We start from the raw sequence: 16,554 nt of genomic DNA, 5'->3' as shown, positions 1-16,554 counted from the left end.
AACCTATTTAATTTCTTTGTGTAGAGTAACTTTCTTCAATACTGGGTTGTATTTCTTCAACTCAATACGTGCAGTCGTGTTTTTACGGTTCTTCGTTGTAATATAACGAGACATTCCTGGTAGACCAGACTCTTTGTGCTCCGTGCATTCTAAGATTACCTGAATGCGATTTCCTTTCTTTGCCATAATTGTAAATTGGTTACGCCTCTGTTCGAAACGGATTACAAAGGTAGAAGAATTATTTTTTTTGCCAAAACCTTTATTGAAAATATCTATGAAAAAACAGATAATTTCAATCTGTTAACTGAAGATACCGCTCAAATACATCTTGGAGGCTTTTATTTCTCCCATAGTTTCTTCATTTTTGTTTAATGAATTCTATTCAATACGATTTCCGTCCGGAGAATTTTAAGCTTTCAGATCCTAATCAATATGATTTGGCCGACTTGAAAGCAGAAGAGATGATCATTTCGCTCGGGCCACAACACCCATCTACGCACGGTGTATTACGATTGGAAGTCATTTCAGATGGGGAACTTATTGTTGACGTGGTCCCGCACCTAGGTTATTTGCACCGCTGCTTCGAGAAACACGCTCAATCTTTGCCCTACAATCAAATCATTCCTTACGTAGACCGACTTGATTACATGGCCTCCATGAACTCAGAACACGCCTACGTGATGGGTATTGAAAAGATGTTGGGCATAACAGGGACGCTACCCAAACGTATTGAATACATTCGTGTTTTAGTCGCAGAATTAAATCGCATTGCTTCACATTTTGTGGCTGTTGGGACTTACGGGTTAGATATTGGTGCATACACACCATTTTTATGGCTCATGCGTGATCGCGAGCACATTCAACGCTTATTGGAATGGCTGTCCGGCGCCCGGATGTTGTATAACTATGTTTGGGTTGGAGGATTGTTTTACGATTTGCCCGTAGGCTTTGAAGAGCGTACTGCGGAGTTAATTCCCGTATTAAAAAATACGATTCGGGAAGTCCAACAAATCGTCGAAGGAAATAGTATTTTCATTAAGCGTACGGCCAATGTAGGTGTTTTGCCCCTAAATCTAGCCATAAATACTGGCTGCACTGGTCCAGTATTACGTGGTTCAGGTTTGGCATTTGATTTACGTCGCGTTGACGGATATTCTGTATATCCAGATTTGGAATTTGATATTCCTGTCGGGGCAGGTTTACACGGTCAAACGGGTGATTGCTGGGATCGAAATCATGTGCGCGTACTTGAATGCATTGAATCCATTCGAATTATTGAGCAATGTTTGGAAGCACTAACTGGCGAACATAAGCGTACCCAAGCGTTTAATCCGCAGGAATTTGTCCCGAAAAAAATACGACCAGTCGCACAAGATATGTACGTAAGGGCTGAAAATCCGAAAGGAGAACTCGGATTCTTTATTCGGGCCGATGGGAAATCAGACATACCATCACGCATGAAAGTGCGCGCCTGTTCATTTCACCACCTTTCCGTAATTCCAGATTTGGCCAAAGGGGCCTATTTAGCAGATTTAGTAGCCATCATCGGTTCCATGGACTTAGTGATGGGCGAAGTAGATAGATAATATGACACACGCATTTTTGCCTGCCTTAGAAGCAGAGATAAGTCGCCAACAAATGGGTAAGGAGCCCAAAGAATTGTATGATCCAATTCAATACCTCATGCAATTGGGAGGGAAGCGCATTCGCCCTGTCCTTTGTTTGCTGAGCTACTCCCTATTTAAATCAGACTGGGAAAAAGTGGTTCCTTCAGCTTTGTCGATTGAAATTTTCCACAATTTCACGCTGATGCACGACGACATTATGGACAAAGCGCCGCTTCGTAGAGGCAAGCCTACCGTCCATGAAAAATGGAATGACAACATCGCCATTCTCTCAGGGGATGTCATGCTCGTTAATGCCTATCAATACCTGAATCAATGTGATCATCTGAGTTTAAATGCCTATCAGTATTTATTGACGCGTTTTAATCGGACAGCTGCAGAGGTTTGTGAGGGCCAACAAATGGACATGAATTTCGAGACGCGTGCTGAAGTCAGCGTGGAGGAATACATCGAAATGATTCGATTAAAGACTTCAGTATTAATTGGGTTGTCCATGGAAATGGGCGCAATTTTGGCAGAAATGGATAAGCCAACTTCCCAGGCATTGTATGCGATTGGTGAAGCGGTAGGTTTAGGCTTTCAATTGAAAGATGATTTACTCGATGTGTACGGTGACCCGGAGAAATTTGGGAAGCAAGTAGGTGGAGACATCCTGGCAAATAAAAAAACCTATTTGTTGATACGTGCTTTTGAAACTGCCAAAGGTGAGCAGTTAGCGTCACTCACAGATTGGATACAAAGACCAAACCCAAATCCTCAGGAAAAAGTACAGGCTGTAACTCAGCTCTATACAGATTTGGGAATTCGAGAAGAAACGGAGGCCAAAATCAATGCGTATTTTGATCAAGCTTTTGAAGCCGTTGGGTTACTTTCCATCGAACCAGATAAAAAATCTGCCTTGAGCAAGTTTATGGCCGGGTTGGTTGATCGAGAAGTTTAGTGTAGTTTTGTAGTCTTGTCAAAGCTTCCTCGCGGAGCTTTTTTATGTTATGGATCAATCAATGTCAATTAGCTTACTGGTCATGGTAATTACCGTGGCAATCTCCGTCTTAGCTATGCAAAAGTCTAGCTGGATGAACACTATGACCATGAATCCATATCGAATTGCGAAAAAGCATGAATATTGGCGGTTTATAACTTCTGGGTTTATTCATGCCGACTTTACCCATTTGTTTTTTAACCTGTTCTCGTTTTACTTTTTTGGTGGTCAATTAGAGTACATTTTTAACATGATATTTCCTGGATATGGGGTGGCCATGTTCGTGCTATTTTATTTATCGGCTATCGTTGCCGCAGATTTGCCTACCTATTTCAAGCAGCAAAAAAATCCATATTTTAATTCCCTGGGAGCTTCTGGAGCTGTTTCGGCCGTCATTTTTGCCGGAATTTTATTTTTCCCTACCGAGAAAATTTATCTTTTTGGCCTCTTAGGTATTCCTGGATTTATCTACGCAGGATTGTTTACCTGGTATTCGATCGAAATGGATAAGCGTGGACGCGATTATGTAAATCATTCAGCTCATTTGTACGGTGCGCTTTATGGCATCGTTTTCATGACACTGACTTATCCGCAAGTTTGGTTAACATTTGTTCAACAAATTAAAGCCATGCTATGATTAAACGGATCGCCATTTTAGGATCGACAGGATCTATCGGAACACAAGCGTTGGACGTTATCAAGCAACATCCCGATGCGTTTGAAGTGGCCGTACTAACAGCGCAATCAAACGCAGATTTATTAGTCGAACAAGCCATACAATTTCATCCAAGTCAGGTAGTGATCGGTGATGAGGCAAAATATACATTTGTCAAAAATGCCCTTTCAGGAACAGCTATTGAAGTTTTAGCAGGAGCAGACGCTTTGCTAGAAGTTGTTTGCTATGATCATGTAGATGTTGTTTTGACGGCTTTGGTTGGATATGCTGGTTTACTTCCTACTGTGAAAGCAATCAAAGCAGGTAAGCCAATAGCCTTAGCCAATAAAGAAACATTGGTTGTCGCTGGTGCACTGATTATGCCATTAGCGCGTGAAATGGGTGTGCCGATTTTACCAGTAGATTCAGAACATTCAGCCATTTTTCAATGTCTGATGGGCGAGTCGCACAATCCGATTGAAAAGGTTATTTTGACTGCTTCTGGAGGTCCATTTCGAGGAAAGAAGCGCGAAGATTTAGCTCAAGTAACAAGAGCCCAAGCGTTGAAGCACCCCAATTGGACCATGGGGGCGAAGATTACCATTGACTCTGCTAGTCTCATGAACAAGGGCTTGGAGGTGATAGAAGCCGCTTGGTTGTTTGATGTGCAAGCTTCCCAAATCGATGTGGTGGTTCATCCGCAATCAATAGTTCACTCGCTGGTTCAATTTGAGGATGGATCAATCAAGGCGCAATTGGGCTTGCCCGACATGAAATTACCGATTCAATTTGCCTTAGGGTACCCCAATCGCATGCAGGCGAATTTCCCTAGATTTGATTTCAAAGACTACGCATCCTTGACTTTTGAGCAACCGGATTTGGAAACATTTCGGAATTTAGGCCTTGCCTTTCAAGCATTAGAAAAAGGAGGGAATATGCCTTGTATTTTAAATGCTGCCAACGAAGTAGCCGTTGACGCATTTTTGAAAGATGAAATCGGATTCCTGCAGATGTCAGATTTGTTGGCAAACTGCATGGCTCAGGGAACTTTTTTGACTTCGCCGAGCTTAGAGGATTACGTAAATACAGATAAAACTACACGAATAATGGCCCAGGAATGGGTTTCTAAATTAAAGAAATAGGTATGGAAGGTTTGATTATGGCAGGGCAGTTGATCTTAGGGCTGTCGATTTTAGTTACGTTACACGAGTTTGGCCACTTTATTACAGCCAAATGGTTCAAAATGCGCGTAGAAAAATTTTATCTGTTTTTTGATTTTCTTTTCCCAATTCCTACCGTATTGAATTTTGCCTTATTCAAAAAGAAAGTAGGGGATACTGAATATGGTCTTGGCTGGTTCCCGCTCGGTGGATATGTATCTATTGCTGGAATGATTGATGAGACGCAGGATGCGGCCGACTTGGCTAAAGAGCCTGAACCGTGGGAATTCCGCGCGAAACCAGCTTGGCAACGATTAATTGTGATGCTTGGTGGTGTAATCGTAAACGTAATCACGGGTGTGGTCATCTTTGTTTGTTTGACCTATTCCAATGGCAATAACTTCATTTCAAAAACGGAATTGAATAAGAACGGAATTGTAGCCCTTGAATTAGGTAAGCAAATTGGTCTACAAACAGGTGATAAAATTGTGAAAGTAAATGGTTCGGATTTTAAGTCACTTGCCGACTTGCGTACTTCCGATGTGTTGTTGGGCGACAATTCTTCCTACACCGTATTACGTGGCGACCAAACGATTCAGGTGAAAATTCCATCTGATTTTATTGAGAAATTGAGCGATAAAAAAGCTGGTTTCATTGAGCCAATGGCTGCTTTTAAAGTAGCAGCAGTTGCGGCGCCAGAGCAGCCTTCGATGTTTGGAGGATCTTCAGGAGAGATGTTGCCAGCATTCTCAGCTGGATTAAAAGAGGGGGATTACATTACTTCCGTTAATCAAACGCCAATTCACTTTTACCATGAGGCAAAAGAAGCGATTTCGAAAGAAGCAGGTAAGCCCATTCGTTTAGGAATTCTCCGTCAAGGCAAAGCAGATACCTTAGAAATGGTTGTCGCAAAAACAGGCCAAATTGGATTTGCCCCTGAATTGTTAATTCAAATGACGCACGAGGACTATAATTTTGGCCAAGCAGTAAGCATTGGTTCTGGTCGGGCATTTTCAGTTATTTCAGATAACGTGCGTGGATTTAAGAAAATCGCTTCTGGTGATGTTTCTGCTTCAAAGGCGTTAAGTGGTCCCATTGGTATTGCTCAAATGTTTGGCGGAGTCTGGGATTGGACGCGTTTCTGGATGTTGACCGGATTGTTATCCATGGCACTTGCTTTCATGAACATTTTGCCTATTCCTGCCTTGGACGGCGGGCATGCGATTTTCTTGATTTATGAAATGATTACGGGAAAACCCGCTTCTGAGAAGGTATTGGAAAAGGCCCAGCAAGTAGGTATGTTGATCTTATTAGCCTTAATGGCCTATACTTTTGGCAACGATATTTTTAAAGCATTCTTCTAATTTTGAGAGCCAAATTAATCCTATTGCTATTATTGACGACGCCCATTTTTGGGCGTTCGTTGCATCCGTTCCATTCTAGCGTGGGCGATTGCATCTATAATGCAAAGGATAAAGTATGGGAAATCAGCATTCGGCTTTTTGAAGATGATTTAACTTTAGGTATTAGTCAATTTACTGGAGCCCCATTTTCATTTCATAAAAACCCGCAAGTCGATCCCATTTTAGAGAAATATGTCCGAAATTATTTTGGCATTCAGGTGAATCAAAAAAGAACTACTCCGTACCGATGGATTGGTTGGGAGTCTGTCGACGACATGATCTGGGTTTATCTCGAGATACCCTCTGACCAAGAACTATCCGGTGTTTTTATTGAAAATAGCTTGTTGGCCGATTCATTCCCCGATCAAACCAATCTATTACAAGTGGTACGAAATACTCAAAAACGAAGTTATTTGTTCCGTAAAAACGAATGGGTTCAACGGCTCGAATAGGTGAATGTCTGCCAAATGGTCATGTGGCATGAAAATTGATAATTAGGGTCCCACTTCTGGAATTAAATCGAGGGGGAAATTTTAAATAGTGTGTATGAATAATTCAAACGACCTTTTTAAGCATTTGCGCTTATCAGACATGTCTGATTTTGAGAATATAGAATTGATCCCGATCGGATCAGAGGGGATGGGGCAAGATGACAAAATGGGCGTTTTGTCAGAAGAACTACCCATACTTCCCATTCGCAATATTGTTTTGTTTCCAGGGATGGTGATTCCGATTACGGTAAGCCGTCAAAAATCCGTTCGACTTGTTAAGAAAGCATATAAAGGGGATCGGACAATTGGCGTATTGGTGCAAGCCAACAATTCTAAGGAAGAACCCCAGCCGGACGATTTGTATAAGATTGGAACCGTAGGTCACATCATAAAAATGTTTGTGCTGCCTGGTGGAAATACGACCATTATCGTTCAAGGCCGCAAGCGATTTGAAGTAAAAGATTACATCAAAACTGAACCTAATTTAATCGCAAAAGTAGCCTACATTGAAGATACCTTTCCGAAGAAATTGAACAAGGAAAACAAAGCCTTGATTTCAACGCTCAAGGAAAACGCGACTAAGATTTTAAACTTAAATCCTGAGATTCCTCGGGAGGCTCAAATTGCACTCGATAATATAGAATCCAATTCCTATTTGGTGCATTTCTTGTCATCCAATATCAACGCGGAATTAATCGAAAAGCAGGCTTTGTTAGAGACGCTTGACGGGATTGAGCAAGCAACGAGGTTGTTGGAGCACATGCTCACCGACATCCAATTGCTGGAGTTGAAACGCGAAATACAAAGTAAAGCATCGAGTGATATTGATCAGCAGCAGCGGGATTATTACATACGCCAACAAATCAAAGTTTTACAAGAGGAGTTAGGAGTGGAAAGTCCAGAGCAGGAACTGGATGGATTGCGTGCGAAGGCAGCAAAGAAAAAATGGACGAAAGAGGTCAATGATTTCTTTCATAAGGAACTTTCCAAATTGCAGCGTACCAATTCCATGTCGCCCGAATACCCGATGCTCATGAATTACGTAGAGCTTTTGGTCGACTTACCTTGGTCGGAATATTCGAAAGATAATTTTGATCTGATAAAGGCAAAAAAGGTATTGGATGCGGATCATTTTGGCTTGGAAAAAGTTAAAGAACGCATCATTGAATATTTGGCAGTTTTGAAAATGAAGGGTGACATGAAAGCCCCGATTTTATGCCTTTATGGTCCTCCGGGAGTTGGTAAAACTTCTTTGGGTCGATCCGTAGCCAAGGCCCTTGGGCGCAAATATGTCCGTATGGCTTTAGGTGGCTTGCATGATGAGTCTGAGATTCGCGGACACCGGAAAACCTATATTGGTGCGATGCCGGGAAAAGTGATTCAAAACATAAAAAAGGCAGGGTCGTCCAATCCCGTATTCATCTTAGATGAGATTGATAAGGTAGGAGGAGATCATCGGGGTGATCCACAATCTGCCTTATTGGAGGTGTTGGATCCAGAGCAAAACAATAGTTTTTTAGATAATTATTTAGAAGTAGAATACGATTTATCGCGTGTGATGTTTATTGCGACAGCCAATAATCTGGATACGATTCATCCAGCTTTGCGTGATCGGATGGAAATCATTGAGGTGAGTGGGTACACCATGGAGGAAAAGGTGCAGATTGCTAAAAAACATTTGATACCCAAGCAGAAATCGGAGCATGGCTTAGAAAAGGCAAGTTTTACCTTATCTGATGTAGCAATCCAAAAATTAATCGAAGGATATACACGTGAATCAGGCGTTCGGAAACTGGAGCAAGAGATTGGTCGTGTCGTTCGTAAGATTACCAAATCAATTGCCATCGGGGAAACCTATCCAGCCAAAGTTGTACCTGTTGACATCGTTCGGATGTTAGGCCAAGAGGTATTTGAAAATGATTCGTACGAGAATAATGAGTATGCCGGTGTGGTCACTGGTTTGGCTTGGACGCCTGTGGGTGGTGATATTTTGTTTATCGAAACGCTACTAAATAAAGGTAAAGGTCAGCTGACATTATCAGGCCAACTGGGTGATGTGATGAAGGAGTCGGCGGTTGCTGCCTTAAGTTTCTTGAAGGCACATGCGGATGATTACGGCATTGATTACCGAATTTTTGATCAGTATAATTTACATATTCACGTTCCTGCAGGAGCTGTTCCAAAGGATGGTCCATCAGCAGGTATAACCATGTTAACTGCCATTGCTTCGGCATTAACACAGCGCCGTGTAAAATCGAATTTAGCGATGACTGGCGAAATTACGTTACGTGGGAAAGTCCTCCCAGTGGGTGGAATTAAAGAGAAAATTTTGGCGGCTAAACGTGCTGGAATAAAGGAGATCATCATGTGTGTAAAGAACCGCAAGGATGTAGAGGAGATTGAGCCTCATTACATTGCTGATCTTCGATTCCATTATGTGGAACATGCAACGGAAGTGTTGGCGCTTGCCTTGTTATCGGAGCAGGTTAAAAAGCCTGTTCAATTCGTTTTTCAGGAGGAAACTAAGGCGATGGTGTCTGCTGAGGTATAACTAATCTGACCAGCTTCTAAGCAATATTGAATGACTTTAGCTGCCTCTGTTCGCGTGAGTGGGCGGAGGCAGTCGGTCAAATCTTCTAGGGTCATCGGCCCATTTTTCAGGTAATTAAGAATTAATTTTTGTTCAACTTCCATGCCTTCTGGGAAAGCGCGGCCATTTTGTTCTTTTTTACGCTGAACACATATATCACACACGCCACAATTAATGAATAATTGCTCACCAAAATACGCACTGATCTTACGCGTCCGACATGTTTTTTGGTCACGAACATAGGATTCAACGGCATCGATTTTTGATTTACTGCGATCTTTTTTTTGTATGTACTCGGACCAGGTAATGGGCAGATTATCGATGTTTGCGCGTGGTGTTAGTAAGGTAAGTTTAGGTAACCCATTTTGTTTTTCGTATTCGATGATTTCGAATTTGGCCAATAGATTTAAGTAGCGTTCGATTTCTTCGACAGGAACTTTAAGTTGGATACTTAGTGACGCTTCAGAAATTGATACGAATTGGGTATATAAATTCCCGCCAAATTGCCTCAGTAAAAACTTCAAGAAGGATTCGAATTTTTCATTTCGAATTTGGAAATCGTAAAGTTCGGTTGCATTGACCTGAATCTTGATTTTGGATGGATTTTGAAATGCATCGCTCATCAGGAATAAACCTTCAGATTCAAGTGTTTTTAGTGCATAAAACGTCTCCGAGGTGGGTAGTTGGAATCTGCGCGCCATTTCAGTCCAGTCAAAATCATAGGTACTTAGTTCTCCACTTCCTGCCGCGATTTGCAAGAAATTACTCATGGCTTGGTAGGTTTTTTGAAGAACTTCTGCACTTGGGAATGATTTTTCCCAGTTTTTCTGTAGCTCGATCAGATCGTTTTCTTCAACCATCGCTACGGCATAGGCTTTTTGTTCATCTCTTCCTGCCCGACCGGCCTCTTGGTAATAGGCTTCCAAAGAGTCTGGCAGATCCACATGGACAACCAGGCGAACATCTGATTTATCGATTCCCATCCCAAAGGCATTGGTCGCCACGATGCATTGGATTTGATTAGCGATCCATGCTTTTTGTCGGCTGGTTCGTTGGTCTGGACTCAAGCCTGCATGGTAAAAATCGGCTTTCATTCCTTGTTTTTGCAGATATGCAGCGATTTCCTGCGTTTTTCTTCGGTTGCGTGCGTAGATAATCGAAGAGCCGCCTACTTTCTTTAGCATGTTGAACAGTTGAGGTTCTTTGTCCTCCACCCACAAACATGAATAGGATAGGTTAGCCCGTTGGAAACTTTTTTGAAAGACCTTGGGGTTTTTGAGCTGTAATTTATCGAGTATATCTTGTTGGACTTCCTGATTGGCAGATGCAGTTAGCGCAATACATGGGGTAGATTCCGGTATTAATTGCTTGAAATTGATAATTTCTAAATAGGCCGGCCGGAAGTCGTAACCCCATTGCGAGATGCAATGTGCTTCATCGATAACGAGCAAATTGATTTGCATTTGTTTGGCACGCGCAATAAACAAATCCGTTTTTAGGCGTTCAGGGGAAATGTATAGAAACTTGATTGCGCCGTAAATGCAATTGTCTAGAAGGATATCAATTTGCCGATTGGACATGCCTGAAAAAATGGCTACCGCCGGAATGCCTCGTTGGGTTAACTGATCCACCTGATCTTGCATTAAGGCAATCAACGGCGAAACAACGATGCAAATCCCGTCTTGAGCCATGGCGGGCACTTGAAAACAAATGGATTTTCCACCACCGGTAGGAAGTAAGGCAAGGGTATCTTGTTGCTTAAGTACAGATTCGATGATCTCCTGCTGGAGTGGTCGAAAGGTGCTATGGCCCCAATAGTTTGCTAATATGTGATGAATATCCGCCATTTGTTCAATCAAAAATACCAAAAAAAGCGTGTATCGAGACCGCTTGATTTTATTTTAAAAATAAACTGAAGAAATATGCGGTAGAATTTATGCCAAAGCTTATTTTTATAATCGATAAAAATAAATGTAGCATGTTGAATGAGCAGGATTTAGGCCAATTGAGGGCAAGAGGGATAAGTGAGGAGGAAATAAGCCAACAAGTTGGATATTTTGAAAATGGGTTTCCCTGGATGGCTTTAGAGAAGTCGGCAACGGTAGGAGATGGGATCATTCGCTTTTCCGAAGTGGAATTAGCTGATTTTGTCAGTTTGTTTGAACAGGAGCGTTCAGCCCTTTCGATATTAAAAATGGTTCCAGCATCCGGCGCTGCCACGCGCATGTTTAAGTCATTATTTGAGCATTTAACGACTGGAGAGTCCAACAAGGAATCGCGTTTGTTTTTCGAAAAAATTCAGGAATTCGCTTTTTATCCAGCGTTGAAAAAATGGATTACCTCGAGTGATGGCGAAACGGAGGTTTTATCACGCTTATTGTCTTCTCCAGGGCTTGAATATGGAATTTTACCCAAAGGTTTATTGGAATTTCATGCCTATGAAACGGGTGCGCGAACGCCTTTTGAGGAGCACTTAGTGGAGGCAGCCTTGTACGCATCAGATGGTGCGTTGGCACGTTTACACTTTACCGTTTCCCCTGAACACCGTTCTCGTTTTGAAGCCTTGGCAGCTCGTTTGATTCCAGTTTGGGAGGCACATTTTGGTATCCGATATGAATTGAGTTTTTCGGAGCAAAAGCCAAGCACGGATACGGTTGCGGTGAATATGGACAATACCTTATTTAGGGAGTCGGATGGATCACTATTGTTTCGTCCAGCGGGACATGGTGCTTTGTTGGAGAATTTAAATGACTTACAAGCGGATGTAATTTTTATCAAGAATATTGATAATGTCGTTCCTGATTCGCTTAAAGATTCGACGATTTTATATAAGAAGGCATTGGGTGGATTATTGGTCTCTATATTAGCTAAAACAGAATCGTTAGCGAGTCAATTGCGCGCGAATCCTTCGGAGGAACTAATTGCGGAGGCGCTTGTTTTTATGGGTACTTATTTGGGTTATGTGCCATCATCTGATTTCCAACAGGTTTTTTTGGCGGATCAAGTTGATGTGCTCTTGTCTGTTTTAGCTCGGCCTACGCGTGTTTGTGGTGTTGTAAAGAATACGGGAGAGCCGGGTGGCGGTCCTTTTTGGTGTCCGGATGAAACGGGAAATTTATCCTTACAATTGGTTGAGTCAGCTCAAGTAGATATGAACAATCCAGGCCAAAAAGAACTGTTTGCTGGATCGACGCATTTTAATCCGGTGGATTTGGTTTGTGCGCCACGGGGCTTAGATTTATTGGCATTTCGGGATATGGCAACTGGATTTATAACGGAGAAAACCAAAGATGGTCGTGGATTGAAAGCGCAAGAGTTGCCAGGTTTGTGGAATGGTGCGATGGCCTATTGGAATACGGTGTTTGTGGAGGTTCCGTTGGAAACGTTTAATCCAGTAAAGACGGTAATAGATTTATTACGTGATGCACACCAAAACAATGGATAGATTTTTACTTATTAAAAAAACACTTATTTTTGCACCTCTTCCAGCAGATTGTTTAGGAAGTATATAAATGCTTGATTACAAAAACCTTGTCCGGGATCCAGGCAAGGTTTTTTTTATCAAATATGTGTAATAATGACCAAGTAATTTTTACTCAATTTGAGCTTTTAAGATCAGTATAAAAATAAAGAAGAATGGGCTGAGTTCGAAACCGCTGTTTGGTAGAGGAGAATGTCACCCGATCAATGTAACACGTATATTATGGCTTTAGAACAAACATGGCGGTGGTTTGGACCGAATGACCCCGTTAAATTATCCGATGTACGCCAGGCGGGGGCAACAGGAATTGTGAGTGCATTGCATCAAATTCCCAATGGTCAAGTGTGGGAATTAAGCGATATTTTGGAGCGAAAAGCGCTGATTGAAGCCGCGGGATTAACATGGTCTGTGATCGAAAGTATCCCAGTTCACGAGGATATTAAAACACGTTCGGGCAATTACCAGCAATACATCGAAAATTATAAGACGTCGATAAGGAATGTAGGCAAAGCAGGATTAGACCTCGTTTGCTATAATTTCATGCCCATTCTAGACTGGACGCGCACGGACTTGGATTTCCGTTTTCCAGATGGAAGTACGGGATTACGATTTGATGCAGCCGAATTTTGTGCTTTTGAATTGTTCTTATTAAAGCGTCCAGGAGCAGCGCAACATTACACCCCGGAGCAAATCGCCCGCGCAGAAAAATGGTTAGCGTCAGCTACGCAAGCACAGCAAGATAAATTAATTCGCAATATAATCGCCGGTTTACCTGGTTCGGAGGAGAGCTTTACGTTAAAGTCTTTCCAAGAAGCTTTGGATACCTATGCAAACGTAGGAGAGCAGGAATTACGCGCGAATCTCTATGATTTCATCCGAGAAATAACACCTGCAGCTGAGGAGGCGGGAGTGATGTTGTCGATTCACCCAGATGATCCTCCGTATCCAATATTGGGATTGCCAAGGGTGGTAAGTACGGAAAGTGATGCCAATCAATTATTGGCTGCTTATGAAAGTAATGCCAATGGCTTGTGTTTCTGCACGGGAAGCTATGGCGTTCGAGAAGACAACGATTTAGTGGGTATGGTAGCGCGTTTAGGGCATCGTTTTAATTTTATTCATTTGCGTGCGACGCGCCGGGATGAGTTTGGTAATTTTCATGAGGCAGATCATTTGGATGGAGATGTGGATATGTTTGGCGTGATGCAGGGTTTGGTGAAGGAGCAGGACAAGCGTATCGCTGAAGGTAGAAAAGATTATCGTTTACCGTTCCGTCCAGATCATGGGCATCGCATGTTGGATGATTTGCAAGAGGGGAAAAAGACTAACCCAGGGTATACGGCGATTGGTCGTCTGCGTGGTTTGGCGGAACTGCGCGGATTGGAAATGGGGATTCGTGGCTTTTTGAAATAATTTTCTACTATCCCGTTTTGTTTTCTATTTCTTATTGTTAACTTTGCACCCCCATTAGTGTGGGATAACTCTATCTAATTGAGTTTGACATGCTTGAGAGGGATTAAATGATTTTATAATTAAACAGGTAATTACGCTAAAATGCCAACTATTCAGCAATTAGTGCGCAAGGGACGTGAGCAAATGACTTGGAAATCTAAGTCACCTGCTTTGGATTCTTGTCCACAAAGAAGAGGGGTTTGTACTCGTGTATACACGACGACTCCAAAGAAACCAAACTCAGCGATGCGTAAAGTAGCGCGTGTACGTTTGACAAACCAAAAAGAGGTGAATGCCTACATTCCAGGTGAAGGTCACAACTTGCAAGAGCACTCGATCGTTTTGATCCGTGGTGGTCGTGTGAAAGACTTACCAGGGGTTCGTTACCACATTATTCGTGGAGCATTGGATACTGCCGGTGTAACTGGTCGTTTACAATCTCGTTCGAAGTATGGTGCTAAACGTCCTAAACCAGGTCAAGCAGCTCCAACAGGTAAGAAGAAATAATTTTTAACAGGAAGATCCAGTATGCTATGTTAAAGCAGAAGGTTGGGTCGAAATTAAACAACTAACAACATGAGAAAGGCGAAACCAAAAAAGCGCTACGTATTACCAGATCCTAAATTTAAGGATGTATTAGTGACTAAGTTTGTAAACAACTTAATGTACGACGGAAAGAAGTCAACTGCATTTACTATTTTTTATGATGCATTGGACAAGGTTGAGGAGCGTACTAAAGAGAACGGTTTAGAAACTTGGAAAAAAGCATTAAACAATGTGATGCCATCTGTCGAGGTTAAGAGCCGTCGTGTGGGTGGTGCCAACTTCCAAGTACCAACAGAAGTACGCGCTGAACGTAAAGTTTCATTGGGAATGAAGTGGTTAATTGGTTATGCACGTAAGCGTGGTGACAAAACAATGATGGATCGTTTAGCGAACGAAATCATTGCAGCATCTAAAGGTGAGGGAGCAGCAGTGAAGAAGAAAGATGATACGCACAGAATGGCGGAGGCGAACAAAGCGTTCTCTCACTTCCGTTTCTAATTCAATTGAATTATGTCAAAAGGCCGACCAGCAATGGTTGGCCTTTTTTTTTGCCCTGTGGAGTTAATCGAGCGGGCTAGTGGAGTATTCCTAGAATTTTATTAGCTTTGGCAAAATTCAACAAATTAATATGATTTCTAAGAAGGCCAAATATGCGTTAAAGGCGCTAAAAGTACTTGCTCAGTCATATGAGAAGGGCCCATTGTTAATTTCGCATATTGCGGAATCAGAAAAAATACCCAAAAAGTTTTTGGAAGCAATTTTATTAGAGTTGCGTAACCATGGGATTTTGCAGAGTCAAAAAGGTAAAGGTGGTGGTTATTACTTACGTGTTCCTCCAAGTGAAGTTACGTTTGCAAAAATTATCCGGATTGTGGATGGTCCTATTGCGCCAGCTTTGTGTGTATCCTTACATTTTTATGGAAAATGTGATGATTGTGCGGATGAGGAAGCGTGCCAGTTGCGAACGGTATTAGCTAAATGGCGAGATGCCAATTTATCTGTTTTAGAAAAGACAACATTAGAGGAGCTTATTTAAGCTCCTTTTTTTATTCGTATAAGTGATCCAAATTTTTCATTTTGAAATCATCGGGATCTAGTTCTAAGAATTCTTCCCAGAATGGATTTTCTGGAACTGCGGCTTTGCAGATGATGGGTGTTTTCTTGATGGGGTGGATAAAATACAATCGACGTGCGTGTAGGTTTATGCTGGCGTCTATGTTGGGTTTATCGTATCCGTACTTGATATCACCACGGATGGGGCATCCTAGCGTAGCTAATTGTACACGAATTTGATGTGGTCTTCCGGTGATGGGTTCCACTTCGACTAGGTAGTGTAGGTTGATTTTCCCTAGTATTTTATAGTTCAGTTCGGCTTTGAGTGCTTTTCCTTCGGGGTAGTCGTATGCGGTTGTGATATTCTTTGCTTCATTCTTCAAAAGGTAGTGTGTTAATTTTCCTTTCTCTGGATAAGGCTTCTTGCGTGTGACTGCCCAGTACGTTTTTTGAATATCGCGTTTACGAAACATTTCCATCATACGTTCGAGTGCCTTGGATGTACGGGCAAAAATAACAAGACCACTCACCGGTCGGTCTAGTCGGTGAACGGGATGAAGGAATACGGCGCCGGGTTTCTGGTACTTTTCTTTGATGTAGTCTTTGAGAACATCGGTTAGTGTAACGTCACCGGTGCTATCACCTTGTACGAGAATACCTGCCCTTTTATTGACGATAAGGAGGTGGTTATCTTCGTAGATGATGTGATAGTCTTTCATTGGAATGTATTTTTAACCCGAAAGATCGGGCCAGATTTGCGATGCAAAGGTAGGATTATTTCGCGATAAGTCGGCAGGCGCAAAATATTTTAAAATTTTTTCCGTCAATTTTCTCTTGATTTTCAGCGAATTAGGTATTGTGGTATAAATTAATTCGTGTTGCGAGTTGGTATTTATAAATTATTCCTACATCTTTGCACTCCCAATTGCTAGGAAAACGATTCTAGCGCATTGACTGGAGGCGTGGTTACTGGGTTTCGGCTTGGTGATTGAGCAAGAAGTTAAAAGAGTTCTTTGACGTGTTGGTAGAAATAAAGACGAGGTTAGTTCTTTAAATGAGCTAATCAGAATAAGTAGCATTCAAGACAAGGATATAGACAATTTTCTTATATTAAAATAA

General features: G+C 42.0%; 15 protein-coding genes. 12 read left to right on the top strand and 3 right to left on the bottom strand.

Annotation, left to right across the window (positions count from 1 at the left end; translation table 11 throughout):
• Positions 1 to 3 precede the first annotated feature (3 nt).
• Positions 4 to 186 (bottom strand): 50S ribosomal protein L33, encoded by a 183-nt coding sequence (gene rpmG / locus U0R10_RS05850; RefSeq protein WP_109325429.1) that lies wholly within the window; start codon positions 184 to 186, stop codon positions 4 to 6.
• A 185-nt stretch (positions 187 to 371) separates the two neighbouring features.
• Between rpmG and U0R10_RS05845 the strand changes: the two genes are divergently transcribed.
• From U0R10_RS05845 to lon, 7 genes are all read left to right on the top strand, one after another.
• Positions 372 to 1,586, top strand: coding sequence for an NADH-quinone oxidoreductase subunit D (locus U0R10_RS05845; RefSeq protein WP_377983026.1), 1,215 nt, complete (start codon positions 372 to 374; stop codon positions 1,584 to 1,586).
• Between the two features lies 1 nt (position 1,587).
• A complete protein-coding gene (locus tag U0R10_RS05840) occupies positions 1,588 to 2,565 on the top strand; it encodes a polyprenyl synthetase family protein (protein WP_377983025.1) in 978 nt (325 codons plus the stop codon).
• A 61-nt stretch (positions 2,566 to 2,626) separates the two neighbouring features.
• Positions 2,627 to 3,241: a rhomboid family intramembrane serine protease gene (locus U0R10_RS05835; protein ID WP_377983024.1), complete on the top strand. Its 615-nt coding sequence runs from the start codon at positions 2,627 to 2,629 to the stop codon at positions 3,239 to 3,241.
• Positions 3,238 to 4,401 (top strand): 1-deoxy-D-xylulose-5-phosphate reductoisomerase, encoded by a 1,164-nt coding sequence (locus U0R10_RS05830; protein WP_377983023.1) that lies wholly within the window; start codon positions 3,238 to 3,240, stop codon positions 4,399 to 4,401. Before U0R10_RS05835 ends, U0R10_RS05830 begins: the two co-directional genes overlap by 4 nt.
• A gap of 2 nt (positions 4,402 to 4,403) precedes the next feature.
• Positions 4,404 to 5,783: an RIP metalloprotease RseP gene (rseP, locus tag U0R10_RS05825; protein ID WP_377983022.1), complete on the top strand. Its 1,380-nt coding sequence runs from the start codon at positions 4,404 to 4,406 to the stop codon at positions 5,781 to 5,783.
• Between the two features lie 2 nt (positions 5,784 to 5,785).
• Positions 5,786 to 6,274: a DUF6702 family protein gene (locus U0R10_RS05820; RefSeq protein ID WP_377983021.1), complete on the top strand. Its 489-nt coding sequence runs from the start codon at positions 5,786 to 5,788 to the stop codon at positions 6,272 to 6,274.
• Between the two features lie 94 nt (positions 6,275 to 6,368).
• A complete protein-coding gene (gene lon / locus U0R10_RS05815) occupies positions 6,369 to 8,864 on the top strand; it encodes an endopeptidase La (protein WP_377983020.1) in 2,496 nt (831 codons plus the stop codon).
• Here the strand turns inward: lon and U0R10_RS05810 are convergent.
• Positions 8,825 to 10,750 (bottom strand): RecQ family ATP-dependent DNA helicase, encoded by a 1,926-nt coding sequence (locus U0R10_RS05810; RefSeq protein ID WP_377983019.1) that lies wholly within the window; start codon positions 10,748 to 10,750, stop codon positions 8,825 to 8,827. The genes lon and U0R10_RS05810 overlap by 40 nt on opposite strands.
• A gap of 89 nt (positions 10,751 to 10,839) precedes the next feature.
• Between U0R10_RS05810 and U0R10_RS05805 the strand changes: the two genes are divergently transcribed.
• From U0R10_RS05805 to U0R10_RS05785, 5 genes are all read left to right on the top strand, one after another.
• Positions 10,840 to 12,348: a DUF4301 family protein gene (locus U0R10_RS05805; protein WP_377983018.1), complete on the top strand. Its 1,509-nt coding sequence runs from the start codon at positions 10,840 to 10,842 to the stop codon at positions 12,346 to 12,348.
• A gap of 258 nt (positions 12,349 to 12,606) precedes the next feature.
• Entirely contained in the window at positions 12,607 to 13,797 is a 1,191-nt protein-coding gene (gene uxuA / locus U0R10_RS05800) for a mannonate dehydratase (protein WP_377983017.1), read from the top strand.
• A gap of 141 nt (positions 13,798 to 13,938) precedes the next feature.
• Positions 13,939 to 14,343 carry a 30S ribosomal protein S12 gene (rpsL, locus tag U0R10_RS05795; RefSeq protein WP_377980517.1) on the top strand — a complete coding sequence of 135 codons (405 nt, stop codon included), beginning with the start codon at positions 13,939 to 13,941 and terminating at the stop codon, positions 14,341 to 14,343.
• A gap of 69 nt (positions 14,344 to 14,412) precedes the next feature.
• A complete protein-coding gene (gene rpsG / locus U0R10_RS05790) occupies positions 14,413 to 14,880 on the top strand; it encodes a 30S ribosomal protein S7 (RefSeq protein WP_130895318.1) in 468 nt (155 codons plus the stop codon).
• 130 nt (positions 14,881 to 15,010) lie between these two features.
• Positions 15,011 to 15,418, top strand: a complete 408-nt coding sequence (locus U0R10_RS05785) for an RrF2 family transcriptional regulator (protein ID WP_377983016.1) — start codon at positions 15,011 to 15,013, stop codon at positions 15,416 to 15,418.
• A 10-nt stretch (positions 15,419 to 15,428) separates the two neighbouring features.
• Here the strand turns inward: U0R10_RS05785 and U0R10_RS05780 are convergent, their stop codons facing one another.
• Positions 15,429 to 16,160, bottom strand: coding sequence for an RluA family pseudouridine synthase (locus U0R10_RS05780; protein WP_377983522.1), 732 nt, complete (start codon positions 16,158 to 16,160; stop codon positions 15,429 to 15,431).
• Positions 16,161 to 16,554 lie beyond the last annotated feature (394 nt).

The sequence above is a fragment of the Aquirufa avitistagni genome, assembly GCF_042715545.1.
Taxonomy (GTDB): Bacteria; Bacteroidota; Bacteroidia; order Cytophagales; family Spirosomataceae; genus Aquirufa; species Aquirufa avitistagni.
Note: the sequence above shows the minus strand (reverse complement) of the source record. Positions and strands in the feature narration are given on the sequence as shown.

Excerpts from the sequence above, each read along its gene's own strand:
- uxuA (WP_377983017.1), top strand. The coding sequence starts at position 12,607 with ATGGCTTTAGAACAAACATGGCGGTGGTTTGGACCGAATGACCCCGTT.
- U0R10_RS05845 (WP_377983026.1), top strand. The coding sequence starts at position 372 with ATGAATTCTATTCAATACGATTTCCGTCCGGAGAATTTTAAGCTTTCA.
- rpsL (WP_377980517.1), top strand. The coding sequence starts at position 13,939 with ATGCCAACTATTCAGCAATTAGTGCGCAAGGGACGTGAGCAAATGACT.
- U0R10_RS05830 (WP_377983023.1), top strand. The coding sequence starts at position 3,238 with ATGATTAAACGGATCGCCATTTTAGGATCGACAGGATCTATCGGAACA.
- U0R10_RS05810 (WP_377983019.1), bottom strand. The coding sequence starts at position 10,750 with ATGGCGGATATTCATCACATATTAGCAAACTATTGGGGCCATAGCACC.
- rpsG (WP_130895318.1), top strand. The coding sequence starts at position 14,413 with ATGAGAAAGGCGAAACCAAAAAAGCGCTACGTATTACCAGATCCTAAA.
- U0R10_RS05785 (WP_377983016.1), top strand. The coding sequence starts at position 15,011 with ATGATTTCTAAGAAGGCCAAATATGCGTTAAAGGCGCTAAAAGTACTT.
- rpmG (WP_109325429.1), bottom strand. The coding sequence starts at position 186 with ATGGCAAAGAAAGGAAATCGCATTCAGGTAATCTTAGAATGCACGGAG.
- U0R10_RS05835 (WP_377983024.1), top strand. The coding sequence starts at position 2,627 with ATGTCAATTAGCTTACTGGTCATGGTAATTACCGTGGCAATCTCCGTC.
- rseP (WP_377983022.1), top strand. The coding sequence starts at position 4,404 with ATGGAAGGTTTGATTATGGCAGGGCAGTTGATCTTAGGGCTGTCGATT.
- lon (WP_377983020.1), top strand. The coding sequence starts at position 6,369 with ATGAATAATTCAAACGACCTTTTTAAGCATTTGCGCTTATCAGACATG.
- U0R10_RS05805 (WP_377983018.1), top strand. The coding sequence starts at position 10,840 with ATGCCAAAGCTTATTTTTATAATCGATAAAAATAAATGTAGCATGTTG.
- U0R10_RS05840 (WP_377983025.1), top strand. The coding sequence starts at position 1,588 with ATGACACACGCATTTTTGCCTGCCTTAGAAGCAGAGATAAGTCGCCAA.